The sequence below is a fragment of the Devosia sp. T2-14 genome (assembly GCF_055397495.1).
In genome coordinates, this window is record NZ_AP027921.1 from 366,691 (window position 1) to 386,892 (window position 20,202).

General features: G+C 63.4%; 22 protein-coding genes. 9 read left to right on the plus strand and 13 right to left on the minus strand.

The genetic code is table 11. From position 1 onward, the window contains the following. Positions 1-67: 67 nt before the first annotated feature. The 8 genes from ACZ5WT_RS01810 to uraH all read right to left on the minus strand — a co-directional run bounded on the left by ACZ5WT_RS01810 (position 68) and on the right by uraH (position 9,901). Positions 68-1,153 carry a BMP family ABC transporter substrate-binding protein gene (locus tag ACZ5WT_RS01810; protein WP_464285681.1) on the minus strand — a complete coding sequence of 362 codons (1,086 nt, stop codon included), beginning with the start codon at positions 1,151-1,153 and terminating at the stop codon, positions 68-70. A gap of 52 nt (positions 1,154-1,205) precedes the next feature. Further along, on the minus strand, positions 1,206-2,135 hold the full coding sequence (locus tag ACZ5WT_RS01815; RefSeq protein ID WP_464285682.1) for an ABC transporter permease: 930 nt from the start codon (positions 2,133-2,135) through the stop codon (positions 1,206-1,208). Next, complete coding sequence (locus ACZ5WT_RS01820; RefSeq protein ID WP_464285683.1) at positions 2,136-3,218, minus strand: ABC transporter permease; 1,083 nt, start codon at positions 3,216-3,218, stop codon at positions 2,136-2,138. Beyond that, entirely contained in the window at positions 3,202-4,734 is a 1,533-nt protein-coding gene (locus tag ACZ5WT_RS01825; protein ID WP_464285684.1) for an ABC transporter ATP-binding protein, read from the minus strand. Before ACZ5WT_RS01825 ends, ACZ5WT_RS01820 begins: the two co-directional genes overlap by 17 nt. A 1-nt stretch (position 4,735) precedes the next feature. Beyond that, positions 4,736-5,596, minus strand: a complete 861-nt coding sequence (gene xdhC, locus ACZ5WT_RS01830) for a xanthine dehydrogenase accessory protein XdhC (protein ID WP_464285685.1) — start codon at positions 5,594-5,596, stop codon at positions 4,736-4,738. A 148-nt stretch (positions 5,597-5,744) separates the two neighbouring features. Next, entirely contained in the window at positions 5,745-8,075 is a 2,331-nt protein-coding gene (xdhB, locus tag ACZ5WT_RS01835) for a xanthine dehydrogenase molybdopterin binding subunit (protein WP_464285686.1), read from the minus strand. Next, positions 8,072-9,541, minus strand: a complete 1,470-nt coding sequence (gene xdhA, locus ACZ5WT_RS01840; protein WP_464285687.1) for a xanthine dehydrogenase small subunit — start codon at positions 9,539-9,541, stop codon at positions 8,072-8,074. The genes xdhB and xdhA overlap by 4 nt, the downstream gene beginning before the upstream one ends. A gap of 3 nt (positions 9,542-9,544) precedes the next feature. Continuing rightward, complete coding sequence (gene uraH / locus ACZ5WT_RS01845; RefSeq protein WP_464285688.1) at positions 9,545-9,901, minus strand: hydroxyisourate hydrolase; 357 nt, start codon at positions 9,899-9,901, stop codon at positions 9,545-9,547. Between the two features lie 150 nt (positions 9,902-10,051). Between uraH and puuE the strand changes: the two genes are divergently transcribed. Further along, positions 10,052-11,467, plus strand: a complete 1,416-nt coding sequence (gene puuE, locus ACZ5WT_RS01850; protein ID WP_464285689.1) for an allantoinase PuuE — start codon at positions 10,052-10,054, stop codon at positions 11,465-11,467. On the opposite strand, the gene ACZ5WT_RS01855 is transcribed toward puuE, so the two are convergent. From ACZ5WT_RS01855 to ACZ5WT_RS01865, 3 genes are read right to left on the minus strand one after another with little or no spacing between them, the layout of a single operon-like run. After that, positions 11,464-11,610: a hypothetical protein gene (locus ACZ5WT_RS01855; RefSeq protein WP_464285690.1), complete on the minus strand. Its 147-nt coding sequence runs from the start codon at positions 11,608-11,610 to the stop codon at positions 11,464-11,466. The two genes, puuE and ACZ5WT_RS01855, sit on opposite strands and share 4 nt — an antisense overlap. A gap of 56 nt (positions 11,611-11,666) precedes the next feature. Further along, on the minus strand, positions 11,667-12,029 hold the full coding sequence (locus ACZ5WT_RS01860) for a VOC family protein (RefSeq protein WP_464285691.1): 363 nt from the start codon (positions 12,027-12,029) through the stop codon (positions 11,667-11,669). Further along, positions 12,026-12,478 carry an SRPBCC family protein gene (locus ACZ5WT_RS01865; protein ID WP_464285692.1) on the minus strand — a complete coding sequence of 151 codons (453 nt, stop codon included), beginning with the start codon at positions 12,476-12,478 and terminating at the stop codon, positions 12,026-12,028. The genes ACZ5WT_RS01860 and ACZ5WT_RS01865 overlap by 4 nt, the downstream gene beginning before the upstream one ends. A gap of 50 nt (positions 12,479-12,528) precedes the next feature. Between ACZ5WT_RS01865 and ACZ5WT_RS01870 the strand changes: the two genes are divergently transcribed. The 6 genes from ACZ5WT_RS01870 to ACZ5WT_RS01895 all read left to right on the plus strand — a co-directional run bounded on the left by ACZ5WT_RS01870 (position 12,529) and on the right by ACZ5WT_RS01895 (position 16,406). Next, a complete protein-coding gene (locus ACZ5WT_RS01870; protein WP_464285693.1) occupies positions 12,529-12,864 on the plus strand; it encodes an ArsR/SmtB family transcription factor in 336 nt (111 codons plus the stop codon). Positions 12,865-12,926: 62 nt separating this feature from the next. After that, positions 12,927-13,610: a glutathione S-transferase family protein gene (locus tag ACZ5WT_RS01875; RefSeq protein WP_464285694.1), complete on the plus strand. Its 684-nt coding sequence runs from the start codon at positions 12,927-12,929 to the stop codon at positions 13,608-13,610. 17 nt (positions 13,611-13,627) lie between these two features. Next, positions 13,628-14,449: a bifunctional allantoicase/(S)-ureidoglycine aminohydrolase gene (locus ACZ5WT_RS01880; RefSeq protein WP_464285695.1), complete on the plus strand. Its 822-nt coding sequence runs from the start codon at positions 13,628-13,630 to the stop codon at positions 14,447-14,449. A gap of 2 nt (positions 14,450-14,451) precedes the next feature. Further along, positions 14,452-14,949 (plus strand): ureidoglycolate lyase, encoded by a 498-nt coding sequence (locus ACZ5WT_RS01885; RefSeq protein WP_464285696.1) that lies wholly within the window; start codon positions 14,452-14,454, stop codon positions 14,947-14,949. 74 nt (positions 14,950-15,023) lie between these two features. Beyond that, a complete protein-coding gene (locus ACZ5WT_RS01890) occupies positions 15,024-15,779 on the plus strand; it encodes an META domain-containing protein (RefSeq protein ID WP_464285697.1) in 756 nt (251 codons plus the stop codon). A gap of 3 nt (positions 15,780-15,782) precedes the next feature. Next, the gene (locus tag ACZ5WT_RS01895) at positions 15,783-16,406 is read left to right on the plus strand and encodes a nucleoside deaminase (RefSeq protein ID WP_464285698.1); all 624 of its coding nucleotides are present in this window, start codon (positions 15,783-15,785) and stop codon (positions 16,404-16,406) included. Here the strand turns inward: ACZ5WT_RS01895 and ACZ5WT_RS01900 are convergent. Further along, a complete protein-coding gene (locus ACZ5WT_RS01900; protein WP_464285699.1) occupies positions 16,403-16,597 on the minus strand; it encodes a hypothetical protein in 195 nt (64 codons plus the stop codon). The two genes, ACZ5WT_RS01895 and ACZ5WT_RS01900, sit on opposite strands and share 4 nt — an antisense overlap. A gap of 157 nt (positions 16,598-16,754) precedes the next feature. Between ACZ5WT_RS01900 and otsB the strand changes: the two genes are divergently transcribed. Further along, a complete protein-coding gene (otsB, locus tag ACZ5WT_RS01905; RefSeq protein ID WP_464285700.1) occupies positions 16,755-17,531 on the plus strand; it encodes a trehalose-phosphatase in 777 nt (258 codons plus the stop codon). Between the two features lie 108 nt (positions 17,532-17,639). After that, complete coding sequence (locus tag ACZ5WT_RS01910; protein ID WP_464285701.1) at positions 17,640-18,491, plus strand: intradiol ring-cleavage dioxygenase; 852 nt, start codon at positions 17,640-17,642, stop codon at positions 18,489-18,491. Positions 18,492-18,524: 33 nt separating this feature from the next. Here the strand turns inward: ACZ5WT_RS01910 and ACZ5WT_RS01915 are convergent, their stop codons facing one another. Beyond that, the gene (locus ACZ5WT_RS01915) at positions 18,525-20,060 is read right to left on the minus strand and encodes a DEAD/DEAH box helicase (protein WP_464285702.1); all 1,536 of its coding nucleotides are present in this window, start codon (positions 20,058-20,060) and stop codon (positions 18,525-18,527) included. Between the last annotated feature and the right edge of the window lie 142 nt (positions 20,061-20,202).

The following is a 20,202-nucleotide window of genomic DNA, read 5'->3' on the forward strand; positions in this document are numbered from 1 at the left end:
CTGGTGGGGATCTCGTAGAAAGGGGCGGGCCTGAACCCGCCCCCCTGAAATCTATGGAACCGCCAGCTTACGCCGGCTGCTCAACGCCTTCGACATACCAGTCCATGCTGAGCAGTTCAGCATCGGTCATCACGACGCCGGCGGCAACGCGCTCGACACCGGTATTGTCCTTGATCGGGCCGGTGAAGATGTGGAACGAGCCGTCGGCCTGGCCCGTGCGGATCTTCTCGGCGTCGGCAACGACGTCGGCCGGGACCTTCTTGTTGTACGGGCCCATTTCGACCACGTTTTCCTTGAGGCCTTCGAAGGTGTTGCCCGGCACCCAGGTGCCAGCCAGCACGGCTTCAGCCGAAGCCAGGTAGTGCGGGCCCCAGTTGTCGATGATGGCGGTCAGCTGGGTTTCAGGAGCGAAGGCGCTCATGTCGGCGCCCTGGCCGAAACCACCGATGATGCCGCGCTCGGCAGCAACCTGCAGGGCAGCCGGGCCGTCGGTGTGCTGGGCGATCACGTCGATGCCCTGGTCGATCATGGCGCGGGCCGCGTCGGCTTCCTTGGCAGGGTCGTTCCAGGTCGAGATGTAGACCGGCTTCACGGTGAAGTTGGGGTTCACGCGACGGCCCGAAAGCGCGAGCGAGTTGATGCCCATGACAACTTCCGGGATCGGGAACGAGCCGATATAGCCAGCCTTGTTGGTCTTGGTCATGTGGCCGGCAATGGTGCCGCAAACGGCACGGCCTTCGTAGAAGCGGGCATTGTAGAGGCCGATATTTGGGCCGCTCATATAGCCGGTGGCATGCTCGAAGGCGATTTCGGGGAACTGGGCGGCAACCTTGACCACTGAGTCACCGAAGCCGAAGCTGGTCGCGAAAATCAGGTCGCAACCCTGCTGGGCCAGTTCGCGCAGCACGCGCTCGCAGTCCGGACCTTCCGGCACGTTTTCGACGAACACGGTCTCGACCTTATCGCCGAGCTTGTCCTGCACATAGATGCGGCCCTGATTGTGGGCGTAATTGTAGCCATTGTCGTTGATCGAGCCGACATAGATGAAGCCGATCTTGATCTTTTCCTTCTGGGCGAATGCGGCCGAGCCAAGCAGCGGCAGCGTGAGGGCTGCGCCACTGATCTTTACGAATGTACGGCGGGTCAGTGTCATGTGTTTCTCCAGGATGACATTCTTAGATTGAGACGATCATTGAGGCGTCGGCTCAATTGCTGGGCAGGAATGGCTTGCCGAGGCAGGCCGGTGCATTGGTAGAAGCATCGCGGCGGATCGAGATCAGCACGAGCACCACGATAGTTGCGAGATAGGGCAAGGCCGCCCAGATCTCGGACGGAATGACCGACAGCGGACCGCCACCGGCCTTGGCATAGAGTTCCATGGTCATCACCAGACCAAACAGATACGCGCCCGCCAGCAGGCGGAATGGCCTCCAGGAGGCGAACACGACCAGCGCCACGGCGATCCAGCCGCGCCCGGCCGTCATGCGTTCGGCCCACTGGGGCGTCAGCAATAGCGGGAAGCAGGCTCCGGCAATACCGGCCATCGCGCCGCCGAACATGATGGCCAGATAGCGCACCCCGATCACCGAATAGCCGATCGAATGGGCCGACTGGTCATTCTCGCCCACCGCCCGCAGGATCAGCCCCGCACGCGTCTTGTGCAGGAAATACCAGATCGCCACGACCATGATGAAGGAGAAGTAGACCGGGAACGAATAGCCGAACAGCACCTTGCCGATCGGGTGATCGGCAATGGCATCGGGAAACAGCGAATCCATCAGCGCGACAGGACGCGCCGAGTAGGACGACCCTGCCAGCGCCGAAAAACCGGTGCCGAAAATGGTCAAGGCCAGGCCTGTCGCGGTCTGGTTGGCCGAAAGCGTGAGCGTCAGGAAGCCGAAGATCAGCGACGACGCCATGCCCGCCGCAGCGCCGCAGAGCAGCGCCAGATACGGGTTCCCTGTGTGGAACTGCACGACGAAACCGGCGATCGCGCCGATCAGCATCATGCCTTCCACACCCAGATTAAGCACGCCGGAGCGCTCGACAACGAGTTCGCCAAGGGCCGCGATCAAAATCGGCGTCGCCGCGCCGACGACGGTTACGATAATCGCGAGGACGAGGGTGAGATCCATTTATGCCGCCCCCGCCGAAGTCTGCGGCACCACACGCCGGACCCGGTACTTCACCAGAATATCGCCCGCCAGCAGGAAGAACAGCATCATCGCCTGGAAGATGCCGGTCGCCGCGTTCGGCAGGCCGATCGTGGTCTGCGCCACTTCACCACCCACGAAGGTGATCGCCAGCACCACGCCGGCGATAATCACGCCAAGCGGATTGAGCCGCCCGAGGAAGGCCACGATGATGGCCGTGAAGCCGTAATTGGTCGGAAAGCCCGGCACCATGCGCTGGAATGGCCCGGCGATCTCGAGCATGCCGGCAAAGCCCGCCAGTCCACCGCTCACCAGCATGGCCAGCCAGATGGTCTTGTTTTCCGAGAACCCGCCATAGCGCGCAGCATGGGGCGCCGCGCCGACGACACGCATGCGATAGCCGAAGACCGAACGCGTCATGATGAACCAGGCAATGATGCCCACGATCACCGCGATCGGCACGCCCAGATGCACGATGGTGCCCGGAATGACGGTGGGCAGGCGCGCGGCCTCGGAGAACAGCCGCGTCTGCGGGAAGCCGATGCCCATCGGGTCCTTCCACGGGCCACGGATCAGGTAATAAATCAGCTGCACCGACGCATAGGTCAGCATCAGGCTGGTCAGTATCTCGTTGACGTTGAGCCGCGTCTTGAGCAGCGCAGGAATGGCTGCATAGGCCATGCCGGCGGCCATGCCGGCCAGCATCATCAGCGGCAGGATCCACCAGCCGGTCATGCCCCAGGTGAACAGCGCCACCCCGGTCGCGGCAACGCCACCCATGATATACTGGCCTTCGGCGCCGATGTTCCACACATTGGCGCGGAAGGCGATGGAGAGCCCGACGCCGATGATGATCAGCGGTGCCGCTTTGACGCCGAGGTCCTGCCATTTGTAGGGATTGGTCAGCGGCGTCAGGAAGATTTCGCGCACCGCACCGGTGCCGTTATAGCCAATGAGCGAGAAAATGATCGCGCCCACCACCATGGTCAATGCCACCGCCGCGATCGGGGTGGCATAAAGCATGACCTTGGACGGCTCGGGACGCTTCTCAAGCCTGAACTGCATCGCCTGCCTCCACCATGCCGTGTACGCCGCCCATCAGCAGTCCGATATCTTCCACGCTGACCTCTTCAACCGGCCGGGCCGGGCTCAGTCGGCCCATATTGATCACGGCGAGCGTGTCACACAGCGCCCGCAATTCGTCGAGGTCCTGGCTGATCACCACGATGGCCGACCCCACCGCCGCCAGATCGACCAGCGCCTGGTGAATGGCCGCAGCAGCACCCGCATCGACGCCCCAGGTCGGCTGGCTCACCACCAGCACGCTCGGCTTCTGCAGGATTTCGCGACCCATGATATATTTCTGCAGGTTGCCACCCGACAGCGAACCCGCCATCGAAGCAGGCCCCAGAGCCTTCACGGCAAAGTCGGCAATCACCTTGCCCGTGTAGGTCTTGGCAGCGCCCGAATTGATCAGGCCCATCACCACCATGCCCAACCGATCGCGCGCGGTCAGCACCGAGTTGTCGGACAGCGAAAAGTCGCCGACCGCGGCGTGGCCGTTGCGTTCCTCGGGCACGGCGCATAGCCCATGCCTGCGGCGCGCAGTGGTGCTCAGCAGGCCAAGCGGTCGCCCATCGATGGCAATGGCATTGTTATCATTGCCTAGAATCTCGCCGGACAGCCCATCGAGCAGCGCGTTCTGGCCATTGCCCGCAACCCCGGCAATGCCGAAGATTTCACCGGCGCGGACGGTAAAGCTCACATCGTCGACCGGCACGTCGAAGTGTCCCGTCTTGGGCGTCGAGAGATGTGACACCACCAGCTTCGGCTCGCCGAGCTTGCGCCCTTCGGCGCGCACAATGTCCTTGAGCCCTGCGCCGATCATCTTCTCGGCCATCGAGCGGCTGGTCTCGATCTTGGGATCGCAGGTGTCGACCAGCTTGCCGCCACGCAGAATGGTGGCGGTGTCGCACAGCGCTTTGATTTCGTAGAGCTTGTGGGAGATGTACAGGATCGAGCAGCCCTGTGCCGCGAGCTTGCGCAGCACCTCGAATAGCTGGTCCACCTCCTGCGGGGTCAGCACCGAAGTGGGCTCATCCATGATCAGCAGCTTTGGATTGAGCAGCAGGGCGCGCACGATTTCGATGCGCTGGCGCTCACCCACCGAAAGGGTCGCTACGGTCCGGTGCGGATCGAGCAACAGCCCGTAGGTTTCCATCACCTCGCGGATGCGCGCTTCCAGTTCCCGCGACGGAATCTTGGCGTCCATGCCGAGCGCGATATTCTCGAGCACCGACAGCGCCTCGAACAGCGAGAAGTGCTGGAACACCATGCCGATGCCGAGTTTGCGCGCGGCCTTCGGGCTGCTCACCACCACCGGCACCCCGTCCCAGCGAAACTCGCCGGAGTCGGGCTGCATGATTCCATAGATCATTTTGACCAGGGTCGACTTGCCAGCACCGTTTTCACCGAGCAGCGCGTGGATTTCTCCCGGCTTGACGGCAAAGGTCACGTTGTCGTTGGCAAGAACGCCGGGAAAGCGTTTCGTGATACCGGTCAATTCAAGCCGATACGGCATACTAACGTCCAATCACCACCCCCAATGGTACGGGGGCGCGTGCCCGCGCAGAGTCTGCTTCCCGTTGCCTAATGTGGACCATAATTTCGGCCGCTGCCAGTACCGCAATGACTTCTGGCCGCTTATCCCCAAGCCCCTGCTCGCCGATCGGCAGAATTAACCGCTCCAAAGCCTCGGCATTGCCGCCCTCTCCGCGAAACCAGCTCGCAAACTTCGCCCTTTTGGTCCGGCTGCCTACCATGCCGACATAGGGACTGTCGGCGCGCGCCAGCGCTTCCCGGGCGATCAGGAAGTCGAGCGCGTGGTCATGGGTGACGATCACATAGCTGCTGCCCTGCGGCGCCGAGCGCACCACCGCTTCCGGCATCGGCACGGCTTGCGCCTTGATATGGGGTGGCAGGCCGGCCAGTTCCTCGCGCCGTGTATCGATGACCTCGACCTGCACCGGCAGCATGTCGAGCATTTTTGCCAGCGCGCGTCCGACATGGCCAGCGCCGAACACATAGACATGCGGCAGCGCCGCATCCTCGGCCGCGACCAGCGCCGTCAGCCGCTCGCGGCAGGACGTGTCGGCATATTCAAGGTTGACCGCAACCCGCCCGCCGCAGCACTGGCCGATCTCGGGCCCCAGCGGCACGTCCATCGCGTCCCGGCTTTGCCCATTCTCGATCAGCCTGCGCGCATGATCGATCACCATATATTCGAGCGCGCCGCCCCCGATGGTGCCAAACAGCCCGGCCGCCCCCACCAGCATGAAGGTGCCCTGCTCGCGCGGCGAGGAGCCACGCACCGAGGTGAGTTCGCAGACAATCGCGTCGGCGTTGTTGGCAAGGAACGTGGCGAGTTGCGTGGTTCGCTTCATAAAGGGAACGCCCCCTCCCAACCTCCCCCTGACAGGGGGAGGAGCCCTTCGGTGGGCAAGCCCAAATCATGGTCCGAGCGCGGAACAATCCCTCCCCCTGTCAGGGAGAGGTTAGGTGGGGGTACTAGGGCCCAGATAACCACCGCGTTCACCCCCGCGCCTCCCGTTTCAAGCGCTCGCAGCCCATCAATACGCGCTCCGGCGTCACGGGCGTATCGAGGCGTGGCGCAATCGCGTAGTCCGCAACGCTGGCCACCGCCATCGATAGCGCCTCGACCACGCTCATCGCCAGCATCAGTGGCGGCTCGCCGACCGCCTTGGATCGGCCAATGGTCGGCTCCTTGTTCACCGACCATTCCGCCAGCTTCACATTGAAGATCGGCGGCACGTCGCTGGCCAGGGGGATCTTGTAAGTGGAGGGCGCCTTGGTCCGCAACTGTCCCTTGTCGTCCCACACCAGCTCTTCGGTCGTCAGCCACCCCATGCCCTGGATGAACCCGCCTTCGACCTGACCGATATCGATGGCCGGATTGAGCGAACGCCCCACGTCATGGAGAATGTCGACGCGATCCACCGCATATTCGCCCGTCAGTGTATCGATGGTCACTTCGCTGACCGACGCGCCATAGGCGAAATAGTAGAACGGATGACCGCGCCCCGTCGCCCGATCCCAATGGATCTTGGGCGTCTCGTAGAACCCTGCCGCCGAGAGCTGCACGCGATTGAGATAGGCCGACGCCACCAGCTCGGCAAAGCCGACAAATGTCGCGCCCGCCCGCACCCCGCCGGGCACCCACTCCACCTCGGCCTCGCTGCACTTGTAGAGCTTGGCCGCATGCTTGGTTAGCCGCGCCTTGATCTGGCGGGCCGCATCATAGGCCGCCATGCCATTGAGATCCGAACCCGACGAGGCGGCCGTTGCCGACGTATTGGGGACCTTGCCGGTGTTGGTCGCCATGATTTTGATGGCATCGAGCCCGACGCAGAACGCATCGGCCAGCACCTGCGCCACCTTGATATGGAGCCCCTGCCCCATTTCGGTGCCGCCATGGCTGAGATGGATCGAGCCATCCTTGTAGACATGCACCAGCGCACCGGCCTGATTGTACCAGGTGGCCGTGAACGAGATGCCGAACTTCACCGGCGTCAGCGCGATGCCCTTCTTGAGAACGGCATTCTCAGCGTTGAACTTGAGCACCGCGGCGCGACGCGCCTGATAGTCCGACGACGCTTCCAGCTCCTCCACCACCCGATGGATAATGTTGTCCTCCACCTTCTGGTGGTAGGGCGTCACATTATGGTCGTCGGTGCCATAGAAATTGGCCTTGCGGATATCGAGCGGATCCTTGCCCAGCGCGTAGGCGATGTCCTCCACCCAGCGCTCGGCCGCCATCATGCCCTGCGGACCGCCGAAGCCTCGGAACGCCGTGTTGGATACCGTATTGGTATACAGCGGCTCGCTCCGCACTCGCACCGCCGGATACCAATAGGCATTGTCGGCGTGGAACAGCGCACGGTCCGTCACCGGACCCGACAGGTCCGACGAGAAGCCGGCGCGCGCGGCATAGACCGCATCGACCGCGGCGATCTTGCCTCCATCGTCATAGCCCACGTCATAATCGACCACGAAATCGTGGCGCTTGCCGGTGGCGGTCATGTCGTCGTCGCGGTCCGGGCGGATCTTGCAGGCGCGGTTCCACTTCTTTGCCGCCAGCGCCGCTACTACGGCAAACAGGTTGCCCTGCGTTTCCTTGCCGCCAAAGCCACCACCCATGCGGCGCACATTGATTGTCACCGCATGCTGGCGAATGGCCAGCACCGCGGCCACCATCAGCTGCACTTCGCTCGGATGCTGGGTTGAGGAATGCACGGTCACATCCTCATCCTCGCCGGGCACCGCCAGTGCGATCTGCCCCTCGAGATAGAAGTGATCCTGCCCGCCAATGGCGATGCTGCCCTTGACGCGATGCGGCGCCGCGGCCAGACCCGCCGCGACATCGCCGCGTTCGAGCTTCAGCGGCTCGGTCACCAGCTTGCCACCCACCGCCTGCGCGGCGCGCACATTGGTCATGTGCGGCAGGTCGCGATACTCCACCTTGGCAAGATGCGCCGCCCGGCGTGCTTGGTCGCGCGTTTCGGCGATAACCGCAAACAGCGGCTGCCCCCAGAAATGCACCTTGCCCGCGGCAAAGATCGGTTCGTCATGCTTGTGGCTGGGCGAGACGTCATTCTCGCCGGGAATGTCCTCGGCGGTCAGTACGCCGATCACCCCCGGCGCCGCCTTGACGGCATCGAAGTCGATGGCGAGGATTTCGGCATGCGCCCGCGTCGACAAAGCCAGATAGGCGTGCATCGTGCCGGCCGGCTCGATGATGTCGTCGATATATTCGGCCGTGCCGGTCACATGCTTGGGGCCGCTGTCGTGGCGGGTCGAGGCATGCAGGGGCGTTACAGCGATCGGCGTCTCGCGCTTGTTCATGCCAGCACCTCCCGCTTGAGCCGCTGGCCCTGTCCGGTGGTTTCGAGGAAGAACCGCTTGAGCAGGTTCTGCCCGCTGAGCAGGCGATATTCAGCGCTCGCCCGCATATCCGAAATCGGCTGATAGTCCTCGGCAAACAGCGGCATCACCGCCTCGATCGTATCGAGCGTCCAGGGCTTGCCGACCAGTGCGGCCTCGACGGCCTTGGCCCGCTTGGGCGTTGCCGCCATACCGCCGTATGCAATGCGCGCCATGCCAACGACGCCAACATCGTTGACGAACACCCGGAACGCGCCGCACAGCGCCGAAATATCTTCATCCCGGCGCTTGGAGACCTTGTAGACGGCAAACTTCTCGCCGGCTGGCAGGAAAGGAATGGTGACACTCTCGACGAATTCGCCGGGCTGGCGGTCCTGCTTGCCATAGGCGAGAAAATAATCTTCGAGCTTGATTTCGCGGCGATGCGAACCCTTGCGCAGATGCAACTTGGCACCCAGCGCAATAAAGGGCGGCGGCGTATCCCCAATGGGCGAACCATTGGCGATATTGCCGCCAATCGTCCCCATATTGCGCACCTGCTCGCCGGCAATGCGGCTCCACAGCTCGGCAAGATCGGGGAAAATGCCCGCGATCACCGGCAGCGCATCCGAATAGCTCACCCCGGCATAGAACCGCACTTCGCTGTCATTCTCGGCGATGCGGCGCAGTTCCTGCAGATGCCCGATGAAGATCACCGGACCGATGGGACGCATGAATTTGGTGACCCAGAGCCCCACATCGGTGGACCCTGCAACGATGGTCGCGCCGGGATTGGCTTCATAGACCTCAGCGAAATCATCTAGGCTGGCCGGCACGATAATGCGATCGGCGCCTTCCCCGATATCGACCCGGCTACCATCGTGGATCGCCGCGATTTTGCCCTTGAGCGCAATGCGCTCGGCATGCAGCGGATCGGCTTCCGGCGCGCCATAGGAACCCATCGCCTTGCCCGCGCGGATGATCGGCGCATAGCCGGTGCAGCGGCAGAGATTGCCCTGCAGCGCCTTTTCGATAGCGGCCTGGCTTGGCTTGGGGTCGCGCATCCACAACCCATAAAGGCTCATCACGAAGCCGGGCGTGCAGAAACCGCACTGGCTGCCATGCTCGTCGACCATGGCCTGCTGCACGGGATGGAGTTGCCCGTCCTTGCCGCGCAGATGCTCGATGGTCACCACATGGGTGCCGTGCAGGCTCCCGACAAAACGGATACAGCCGGTGACCGAGTCATAAATGATCTCATCGCCCTGCACACGCCCCACCAGAACGGTGCATGCCCCGCAGTCGCCCTCGGCGCAGCCTTCCTTGGAGCCGCGCAGACGGCGTTCCAGGCGCAGCCAATCAAGCAGCGTCGTGTCGGGCTTCACATCGGTGAGGGTAATTTCCTCATCGTTGAGGATGAAGCGGATCGCGTTGGATATCTCGGTCATGCCTCAGCTCCCCCGATAGGTGGAATAGGCAAACGGGCTCACCAGCAGCGGCACATGGTAATGCTTGTCTTCCGAGATGGTAAAGCGGATCGGCACCACATCGAGAAAAGGTGTTTCGATCTCGACGCCCAGCCGCTCGAAATACTGACCGACATGGAAGTGTATCTCGAACTGGCCATGCTGGAACTGGTCGCTGTCGAGCAAGGGGCGGTCCACCCGCCCATCAGCATTGGTGTAGCTGTCCGTGATGTGATGGGTATGATCCCCATGCACGAAAAGCAGCTCGATCCGCATGCCCCGCGCTGGCTTGCCATGCATCGTGTCCAGCACGTGCGTCGTCAGGCGTCCATCACCCGCCATTTGCTGCTCCCTTAGTCGTCCCCAGGCACGAGACTACCGCATCGTCACCTTTGCGCAATGCTCATTTTTTACCAACTGGTCCAGTTTTGTGCATCTTGTTCGCGCCGCTCAGAATCATACTATGCCGCCAAGACCAACGAGAGCACACCAATGCGCTACCCCCGCGATATGCAAGGTTATGGCCCCAATCCGCCGCAGGCCAATTGGCCGGGTGGCGCCCATGTCGCGGTTCAGTTCGTGCTCAACTACGAAGAGGGTGGCGAAAACAACATCCTGCATGGCGATGCCGGCTCGGAAGCTTTCCTGGCGGACGTCGTGGGCGCCGCGCCCTGGCCGGGCCAGCGCCACTGGAACATCGAGTCCATGTATGAATATGGCGCGCGCGCCGGCTTCTGGCGCCTGCATCGCCTGTTCACCGAAGCCGCCCTGCCCGTCACCATTTATGGCGTTGCCACCGCCCTGATGCGCGCGCCCGCCCAACTGGCCGCCATGCAGGACGCGGGCTGGGAAATCGCCAGCCACGGCTACAAGTGGGTCGAGCACAAGGATATGCCGCTCGAAACCGAGCGCGCCCAGATCGCCAAAGCTGTGCGCCTGCACACCATCGCCACCGGCTCGCGCCCGCGCGGCTGGTACACCGGCCGCAGCTCGATCAACACCGTCGATCTGGTCTCCGAGGAAGGCGGCTTTGCCTATGTCTCGGATACCTATGACGATGACCTGCCCTATTGGCGTGTGCATAAGGGCACGCCCCAGCTGATCATTCCCTATACGCTCAGCGCCAACGATATGCGCTTCGTCACCGCCTCGGGCTTTGCCAATGGCGAGGACTACTTCCAGTTCCTGAAAGACAGTTTTGATTGCCTCTATGCCGAAGGGCAGGCCGGCTCACCCAAGATGATGTCGATCGGCCTGCATTGCCGGCTGGTCGGCCAGCCCGGCCGCTATCAGGGCCTCAAGAGATTCGTCGACTACATCAAGACCTTCGACAAGGTTTGGGTGCCGACGCGCCTCGCCATTGCCGAGCACTGGGCGCGCGAGCATCCCTATGTCGCCCCGGCCGTCACGCCATCGCAGCTCGACAAGGCCGACTTCGTTGCCCGCTACGGCTCGATCTTCGAGCATTCCCCATGGATCGCCGAACGCGCCTGGGACGGTGAACTCGCCCCCGCCAATGACACCGCTGTGGGCCTCAATTTCGCGCTGCGCTGCCAGTTCCGCCTGGCAACGCCCGAGGAGCGGCTCGCCGTGCTGCGCGCCCACCCCGATCTCGCGGGCAAGCTCGCCGCCGCCAAGCGCCTCACGGAAGCCTCAACCGCCGAACAGGCCTCTGCAGGCCTCGACGCATTGACCGATGCCGAGCGCGAGCGCTTCACCGCGCTTAATTCCGCCTATGTCGAAAAGTTCGGGTTCCCGTTCATCATCGCCGTGCGCGACAATACCAAGGCGTCGATCCTGGCGGCGTTCGAAACCCGCATCAACAACACCGCCGCAGCCGAATTCGCCACCGCCTGCGCGCAGGTCGAGCGCATCGCGCAGCTGCGCCTGCAGGCTCTGCTGCCCTAGCCGTTCAGTGCGTCCGGATTGAACCCTGTTTCAGCCTCGTGCTGGAACAGGTTCATCACGAGCGCGAACAGGCCAAGCCAGGGCAGATTGTGCTGCAGCCAAGCATGGGGTGCCGCCCCGTTATGGATATTGTGTCCGTTCATGCCCCCAGCATGGCGGCAAAAGTTGAACAAACGGTAACCCTAACAGCGCGTTAGTCTTACCAGGCGTCGGGCTCGCGCACCATGTGCACCACGCCTGCCGGGTTGAAGAACCAGCCGCCGCGAAAACCTTCGCCCAGATCCTCGATTGCGTCATTGCGCACAACACCCGCCGAGGCAAGGCGTTCGGCAGTCTGCGGGAAATCCGGCGTGAACAATTCGAGCCACACCTCGGCCTGCGTGTGACCCGGCGCCTCGTCGATCCACAAACGGTTCGGCCCATGGATGAAACCCACATTGCCCGGCTTTTCGGTGAATGGCGTCAGCCCCAGCGTGTCGCGATAAAAGGCGACTGTCGCCTCATATTGGTGGGTCGGCACCTTCATCGCGATGTTGACGCCACCTTCAATTGCGGCGCTCACTTGTAGAACCCTTCGCGCAGGTTGATGCCGTGCTCGACATAAACCTTGAGTGCGCACAGCATCCCGGTCCACCCCTCGCAATTGCCCATCGCCGCCTTCAGTCCAGCAGCCGTCTCGCGCCAGCCCTTTTCCTCGATAGTAACCAGCGTGCGTCCATCTTCGAGGCCGGTAAAGCTCATCACCACGGTCGTGTCATAGCTGGGCCCGCCATCATCGGCCGCGCCCCAGTGCAGCACGATCTCCTTGTCCTGCACGACACGCTCGACGCGCACCGGAAACGCCCCGGGAAAATCAGCAAAATCCCAGGTGACGGTCGCGCCGGTCTCCAACCGCCCCACTGCGCCGCCGGTGGTGAAATACCCCGACAGCTTGCCGGGATCGGCCACCGCCTCGAACACCTCATGGACCGGCCGGCTGACGCGGCCGCTTACTCTGAAATCATAGGCCATCATACCCTCCTGAGCTTGACGTGAAAAAACATATGTTATAAAAATATAACATGTCAACCGAAGACCAAGATGACCGGATTTTCAAGGCGCTGGGCCACCGCGTTCGCCGCCAGATCCTCGACCTGCTCAAGCACGAGCCGCGCACCACCGGCATGCTCTGCGACCTCATGCCGGCACTCGATCGCTGCACCGTCATGCAGCATCTGGGCGTGCTCGAAGAGGCGGGGTTGGTCGTGGCCGAGCGGCGTGGCCGCGAGCGCTGGAACCACCTCGACGCCCTGCCCGTCCACGCCATTCACGAGCGCTGGATCGGTCCCTATGCCGCCTATGCGGCGTCCATGCTCAGTCGCCTGCAGCGGCAAGTGGAGGAGCCACACCTTCCCTGACTTGCGGCCGCTCTCCAGAGGGTCTATCGCCAAGAAACCGGAGGAGAGATCGGAGGGCCGCCATGTACACACTCTACGTCGCCAACAAGATGTATTCGTCCTGGTCGCTGCGCCCCTGGGTGCTGATGCGAACCCTCGACATCCCCTTCACCGAGCGCCTGCTGCCCTTTGGCGGCGGTCCGGCCCCATCCTTTGGCGAAGTATCGCCGAGTGGGAAATTCCCCTGCCTCGTCGATGACGAGACCGTAGTCTGGGATTCCCTCGCCATCACCGAATATCTCGCCGAAGCCCATCCGCAAATCTGGCCGGCCGACCGCGAGGCTCGCGCCTTCGCCCGCTCCGCTGCCGCCGAGATGCATTCCGGCTTCGCCAACCTGCGCAATACCTGCGGCATGGTGCTGGGCCTGCGCATCGAACTCGCCACCATCTCCGAAGGCCTGGCGCAGGATATTGCCCGCCTCGACGCCCTCTGGTGCGACGGGCTCAAGCGCTTCGGCGGCCCCTTCCTCGCCGGCGAACACTTCACCGCCGTCGATGCGTTCTTTTCCGCGGTCGCCTTCCGCGTTGAAATCTACGACCTGAAACTGAGCCAGCCCGCCGCAGACTATGCCAGGCGCATCCTCGCCTTGCCCGCCATGCGCGACTGGTATGACGCGGCGCTCACCGAGACCTGGCGCAAGGCACAATATGAACGGGAGGCCCTTGCCGCTGGACCGATCGTCGCCGATCATCGCAACGCCATCTAGCTGATTTCAGGACGATCATGGTCGAGACCACTTACGCCATTCCCCCCGGCGGCCTACCCTCACAGGCCACGCTCCACACTGGGCGCGCCGTCTTTACCGAGGCCTATGCGCTCATCCCCCATGGGGTGATGCGCGACATCGTCACCAGCTACCTGCCCCATTGGGACCAGACCCGCCTTTGGGTCATCGCCCGTCCGATGTCCGGTTTTTCCGAGACCTTCTCGCAATATATCGTCGAGGTCGCTCCCGGCGGCGGCAGCGCTCAGCCCGAACCCAACCCGGAAGCCGAAGGCGTGCTGTTCGTCGTCGACGGCAACCTGACGCTGACCATCGCCGGCGAACCCCACCAGCTGGCGCCCGGCGGTTATGCCTTCCTGCCGCCCGGCTGCGACTGGACGCTTTTCAATCGCGGCACGGTGCCTGCCCGCTTCCATTGGGTGCGCAAGCGCTACGAAGTCGCCGAGGGCATCGACCTGCCAACAGCCTTCGTCACCAACGAGAGGGCTGAACCCATCCGCTGGATGGTCGATACCAACGAGCGCTGGGGCACCACCCGCTTCGTCGAGCCCACCGACCTGCGCCATGACATGCACGTCAATATCGTCACCCTCGAGCCCGGCGCGGTCATTCCTTTTGAGGAAACCCACGTCATGGAACACGGGCTCTACGTGCTCGAAGGCAAGGCCGTCTATCGCCTCAACCGCGATTGGGTCGAGGTCGAAGCCGGGGACTTCATGTGGCTCCGCGCCTTCTGCCCGCAGGCTTGCTATGCCGGCCCCGGCCGCTTCCGCTACCTGCTGTTCAAGGACGTCAACCGCCACGCCAAGCTGCCGTTCTAGCCATGACCGACCGCACCATTTTCATCGAGCCCTTGACGGCAGGGGCTTTCGCTCCCTTCGGTCAGGTCATCCAGACCGAGGGCGCGCATCACTATCCGATCAACAACGGCATGACCGAGCGCTTCCACGATCTGGCGCGGGTTGAGCTGGGCGGCGTCCATCCCCGCCCGCTGATCTCGATCTTTCGCGGCCAGCCTTATTCCCTGCCGCTAGCCCTCACGATGGTCGAGCGGCACCCCCTGGGCAGCCAGGCGTTTTTTCCGCTATCCGATCGTTCCTTCCTGGTCATCGTAGCGCTCGACCATGCTGGCACACCACAGATGCCGCGGGCTTTCCTCACCGCACCCGGACAAGGCGTCAATATCGCCATGAACACCTGGCACGGCGTGCTGACGCCGCTCGATCAGGCCAGCGATTTCCTCGTCGTCGACCGGGGCGGCGACGGCAACAATCTCGAGGAGCACCATTTTTCGGAACCTTTTGAGGTGCAACGCCGCTAACCCTGTGCCGCGTCAGAGGTCGAAACCATCGCGCGGCTGGGTTATGCTGCTGTTGGCGGACTCTGGAGGGCAATATGTTGCTGGAATTGATTAAACGCGCCGGTTTGGCGCTCCTTGCCGTGCTGGCACTCTCTGGCGCGGCGATGGCCGACGTCACATTCACCGGCCAGGTGACCTATCGCGAACGCATCGCGCTTCCTCAGGGCGCGGAACTGCGCGTTTCGCTGGTTTCGATGGCCGATCATCGCGCCGTTGTCGGCGCCACGGCCACCATTGCGGCCCAGGGCGGCGTGCCGCTGCAGTTCACTCTCAACGTGCGCAGCAATGTCGACCCCGACCGCCAATATGGCCTGCTCGCCGAGATTTCCCACAATGGCCAGGTGCTCTTCCGTAATGAAGAGCCCGTCCATGTCGACGCCGTCGCCCCCAACCCGGTCCGCATCCTCGTGCAATACCATCCCGAACCCATCGTTCCGGCCGAGCCGCCTGCCGCAGCGCTGGCCGATACCCAGTGGACCGTTGTCATGATCGGCGCCGCGCCGCTGCTGGATGGTTCCCGGATTTCCCTCGCCATCGCCGCCGATCAGCGCATCAGCGGCCGGGCCTGCAACAACTACTTTGCCGAAGGCCAGTTTGGTGCCGACACCGTCGAGTTCGGCCCCGTCGCCGGCACACGAATGGCCTGCGCTCCCGATCTCATGAAGCAGGAAGCTGCCTTCTTTGGCGCCCTTGGCGCAGCCCGCAGCTACAAACGCTCCGGCACCGACCTCGAATTCTACGATGCCGAGGGCGACCTGGTCCTGCGTCTCGCCCCGCAAACCGCGGCCTGATTGATGGATAATGCCGAACTCGTCGCCCGCCTGCTTGATGTCATCGAGCATGACATTGCCCCGGTGACCCGGGCAGGCGTGGCGCGCGGCAACAAGCTGTTCGGCGCCGCCATCCTGCGCAAGTCGGACCTCTCGGTGGTGGTCGCCGAGACCAATAACGAGATCGAAAATCCTCTCTGGCACGGGGAAATGCACGCCATCAAGCGCTTCTTCGAGCTACCGGCCGACCAGCGCCCGGATGTCAGCGACTGCCTGTTCCTCGCCACCCACGAGCCATGTTCGCTCTGCCTCTCGGGCATCACTTGGTCAGGCTTCGACAATTTCTATTATCTGTTCAGTTACGAAGACACCCGCGACAGCTTTGCCATTCCCTATGACATCGCCATCCTCAAAGGTGTCTATGCCGTGCCCGATCCCGGCATGGCGACGGTGCCGCCCGACCGTCCGCTCTACAACCGCACTAACCCCTATTGGGCCAGCCACAATATCGTGCAGATGATTGCCGGGCTCGATCGCGACAACCGCGAGCAGCTGCTCGCGCGCTTCGACGATCTGAATGCGCTCTATGCTGATCTGTCCGCGATCTATCAGCGCGAAAAGGGCAACAAGGGCATACCCTTGGCCTAGTGCGACACGCTCTCGGCCGGGAGCGAAATCAGCTCGCTGCGCGGCGCTTCGGCAAACGAGGCGGCAAAGGTGAGAATGCTCAACGCAATGGCAAACAGGGCCGTCAGAAACACCTGGGTCATCTTGCTCGCTCCCTTGGAGGACGACGATTCCTGACCGACGGACACAGGGTTTCCAGTGCTGTCAGTCATGATCTCTCCTCTAGGTGACCGGCGTTGAACGGGCGAGCAATGCCCCATTCAGATGGCGTTCAGAAGCTCGAATCCCACATGCCTGCCATGCTGGAAAACGAACCAATGCGGCGGCTGCGCGTTGCACACGAAACAGTGTTTTCGGAAGCCCCAGCAAATGTCCCAGACCGATGCCATCGCACCCCACACCATGCCGCAGCTGGCCATTTTCACCGACTTCGACGGAACCCTGGTCGAATGGGCCGAAAGCCCCGACGAAATTGAAGTTCCCGATTCCCTTCCCTGGCAACTTGAGCGTGCCGCCCGCGAACTGGACAGCGCCTTCGCCGTGCTGACCGGACGCGAGATCGCGGACATTGATCGCTTCCTTGCGCCGCTACACCTCCCGGTAGCTGGCGCCCACGGTACCCAGCGTCGGCGCGCGGATGGTTTCATTGAAACCGTAGATCCAGCGGCGGCGCTGGGCGCCGAGGAAATAGCCCATGCCGTCAGCACCGTCATCGCCGCCCATCCCCGCCTGCTGCTTGAATCCCGCGAGGGTACGGTCCTGCTCAACTATCGCGACGCCCCCGAGCTCGAAGACGTGGCCCGCCACGCCATGCAGGAAGCTATTCACGGCGTGCCGGATTTCTCGCTGATCCCGGGCGACATGGTGCTCGAAGCCCGCCCACGCAGCGCCAGCAAAGGCGAAGCCCTCCGTGCCTTCATGCGCGAGGAGCCCTTCCTCGGCCGCACCCCGATCTTCATCGGTGGCGAAACCACCGACGAGGATGCCTTTATCGCGGCCCAGGAACTGGGCGGCGTCGGCATAAAGCTCGGCGAGGGGCGCACGGCTGCCCGCATGCGCATCGACAACGTCGCTTCGGTACACGCCCTCATCAAGGGGCTGGGCGATATCGCCGCGCGCGACCGCGAGGCTCAGGTCACCCATTGATAAAGCTGCCTTACCAAATCGTCACGCAGCTCTCCGCCTTGTAACGCCTCCTCGGGCAGTGGCTGCGCTAACAAATTAGCGCTGTAACACTGACCGGAAGGACCACACATGACAGGGATGAATCGCCGCGACGCCCTCAAGGCCGTCGCCGTTACCGCTTCCGGCGGATTGCTGATGAGCCAGCAGGCTTTTGCGCAGGAGGCTGGCGTCACCGCTAGGCAGACCTCCGCCCTGCTCTCGGGCGCCGATGTCTGCGCCATCATTCCCGAAGTGACCGAGGGCCCCTACTATTTCGACCCCGCTCTGGAGCGCGTCGATATCACCGAGGGGCGCCCCGGCATTCCGCTGCGCGTGCGGCTGCAGGTTGTCGACGAGGCCTGCGCGCCACTGCCCGGCGCCCGCGTCGATATCTGGCACTGCGACGCCACCGGCGTTTACTCCGGCTATGCCGGCCAGGGCGATGACGGCTCGGTCGATACGACCGGACAGACCTTTATGCGCGGAACCCAGTTCGCCAACGACAATGGCATTGCCGAATTCGAGACGGTCTACCCCAGCTGGTATCGCGGCCGCACCACCCACATCCACTTCAAGGTCTTTCTCGACGAGACCAATATCCTCACCGGGCAGATCTTTTTCCCCGATGCCCTAAGCGAATACATTTACCTCAAGGTCGCGCCCTACAATGACCGGGCCAGCGAGCGCGACACGCTCAACGCCAATGATGGCATTGCCCAGCAGTCGACCCGCGCCGCCTTTGCCTTCATCAAGGAACTCGACGCGGAATATCTCGTCGCAATGATCATCGGTGTCGATCCCCATGCCACCTCAAGCTCAGGCATGGGCATGGGCGGCGCAGGCGGACCTCCGCCCGACGGCGCCGGTGGGCCTCCCGGCGGCGGCGGTCCGCAGGGTTCTGCCGACCGCTCCACGATGACCCCGCCCGTCAAGGGCGAATGAAAAAGGGCGACCCTTGGGCCGCCCTTTCACGTCTTAGTTCGAATGTGCCGTCCGGCCGCGCTGGCGGTCGGCATTGGACCGGCCGCCGCTGCGGACCGCATCCTTTTGCGTCTTGCCCCAGCGCTGCTTGTTGGCAACTGGCTTGCCGCCAGCAGGCTTGGCGCCCACGGGCTTGCCCGTATCATTGTCGCGACGCACGCGCGTTACCTGACCATCCGTACGAGCGCGTGGCGCGTCCGAAGGCTGGTGATGCGGCTGTGCGGCCTTGGCGCCAACTTCCTTGGCGAATTCGGCGAAGGGACGACGTTCGGCGGGCGAGCGGCGATCGGTCTGGTCCTTGCGCGGGTTCTTGGCCGAACGCGGGCCGGGACGGCCGCCATTGGGCTTCTTGTAAGCCGAGCGCGGTGCTTCAATGACGCCGGTGTCGTTGCCGGTATGCAGGTCACCCGTATAGGGCAGCGTGCGGCGGATCAGGCGTTCCACGTCGCGCAGCTTGCCGCGCTCGGTGCCGTCGCACAGAGTGATCGCCGAGCCCGAAGCGCCGTTGCGGCCGGTGCGGCCGATACGGTGCACATAGTTTTCCGGATCGTCGGGCAGCTCGTAGTTCACCACATGGGTGATCCCCGGCACGTCGATGCCGCGCGCGGCGATATCGGTCGCGACCAGAATGCGCACATCACCCGAAGCAAAGCCCTTGAGGGCCGCCTGGCGGGCGTTCTGGCTCTTGTTGCCATGGATGGCCGCTGCCTTGTGGCCGTCGATCTCGAGGTTCTTGGCGACGCGGTCGGCGCCATGCTTGGTGCGCGAGAAAATGATCACGCGTTCCATGTTTTCTTCTTCGCTGGCCAGCAGCTCATTGAGCACGCCGCGCTTGGCCTTGGCGCCCGAGAGGATCACGCGCTGGTCGATCTTGACCACGGTGGAGCCGGCAACCGAAGCATCGACGCGCACCGGATCCTGCAGCAGGGTCTTGGCGAGGTCGGCAACTTCAGGGGCCATGGTGGCCGAGAACATCATGGTGTGGCGCTTCATGCCGATCGATTTGACGATGGCACGAACCGGAGCAATGAAGCCCATGTCGAGCATCCGGTCGGCTTCGTCGAGGACGAGCCAGCGGGTTTCGTTGAGGCGGATCTTGCCGTCGTCCATCAGGTCCTTGAGGCGGCCCGGGGTGGCAACGACGATGTCGACGCCGCGTTCGAGGCGCTTGACCTGATGGTAGCGCGACACGCCGCCCAGCAGCAGCACGGTATCCAGCTTCATCTTGGAGCCGGCGAACTTGCGGATATTTTCGTCGATCTGCACGGCCAGTTCACGCGTCGGCGCCAGGATCAGCGCGCGCGTGGTCAGCGGCCGCGGACGGCCGTTGAGGGTGAGGATACCGGCCAGGATCGGCAGGCCGAAGGCTGCCGTCTTGCCCGAACCGGTCTGGGCGATACCCATCATGTCCTTGCCTTCAAGGAGCTTGGGAATGGCCTGGGCCTGAATCTTGGTCGGCTCGGTGAAGCCGCCGGCAGTCAGGCTGTCGGTGAGAATGGACGGCAGGCCGAGAGAAATGAAGTCGTTCAAAGAACACGTCTTTCTGCGCCGATGACGGCGCTGCAACGCGCGCAGGACAATCCAGCGCGCATGTCGCCGGACGCGAAGCGCCGGCGGATCAACAGGTGCAATCGGGCGATAAAGGGGTATCGCGCGGGTGCTGGCTCGAACC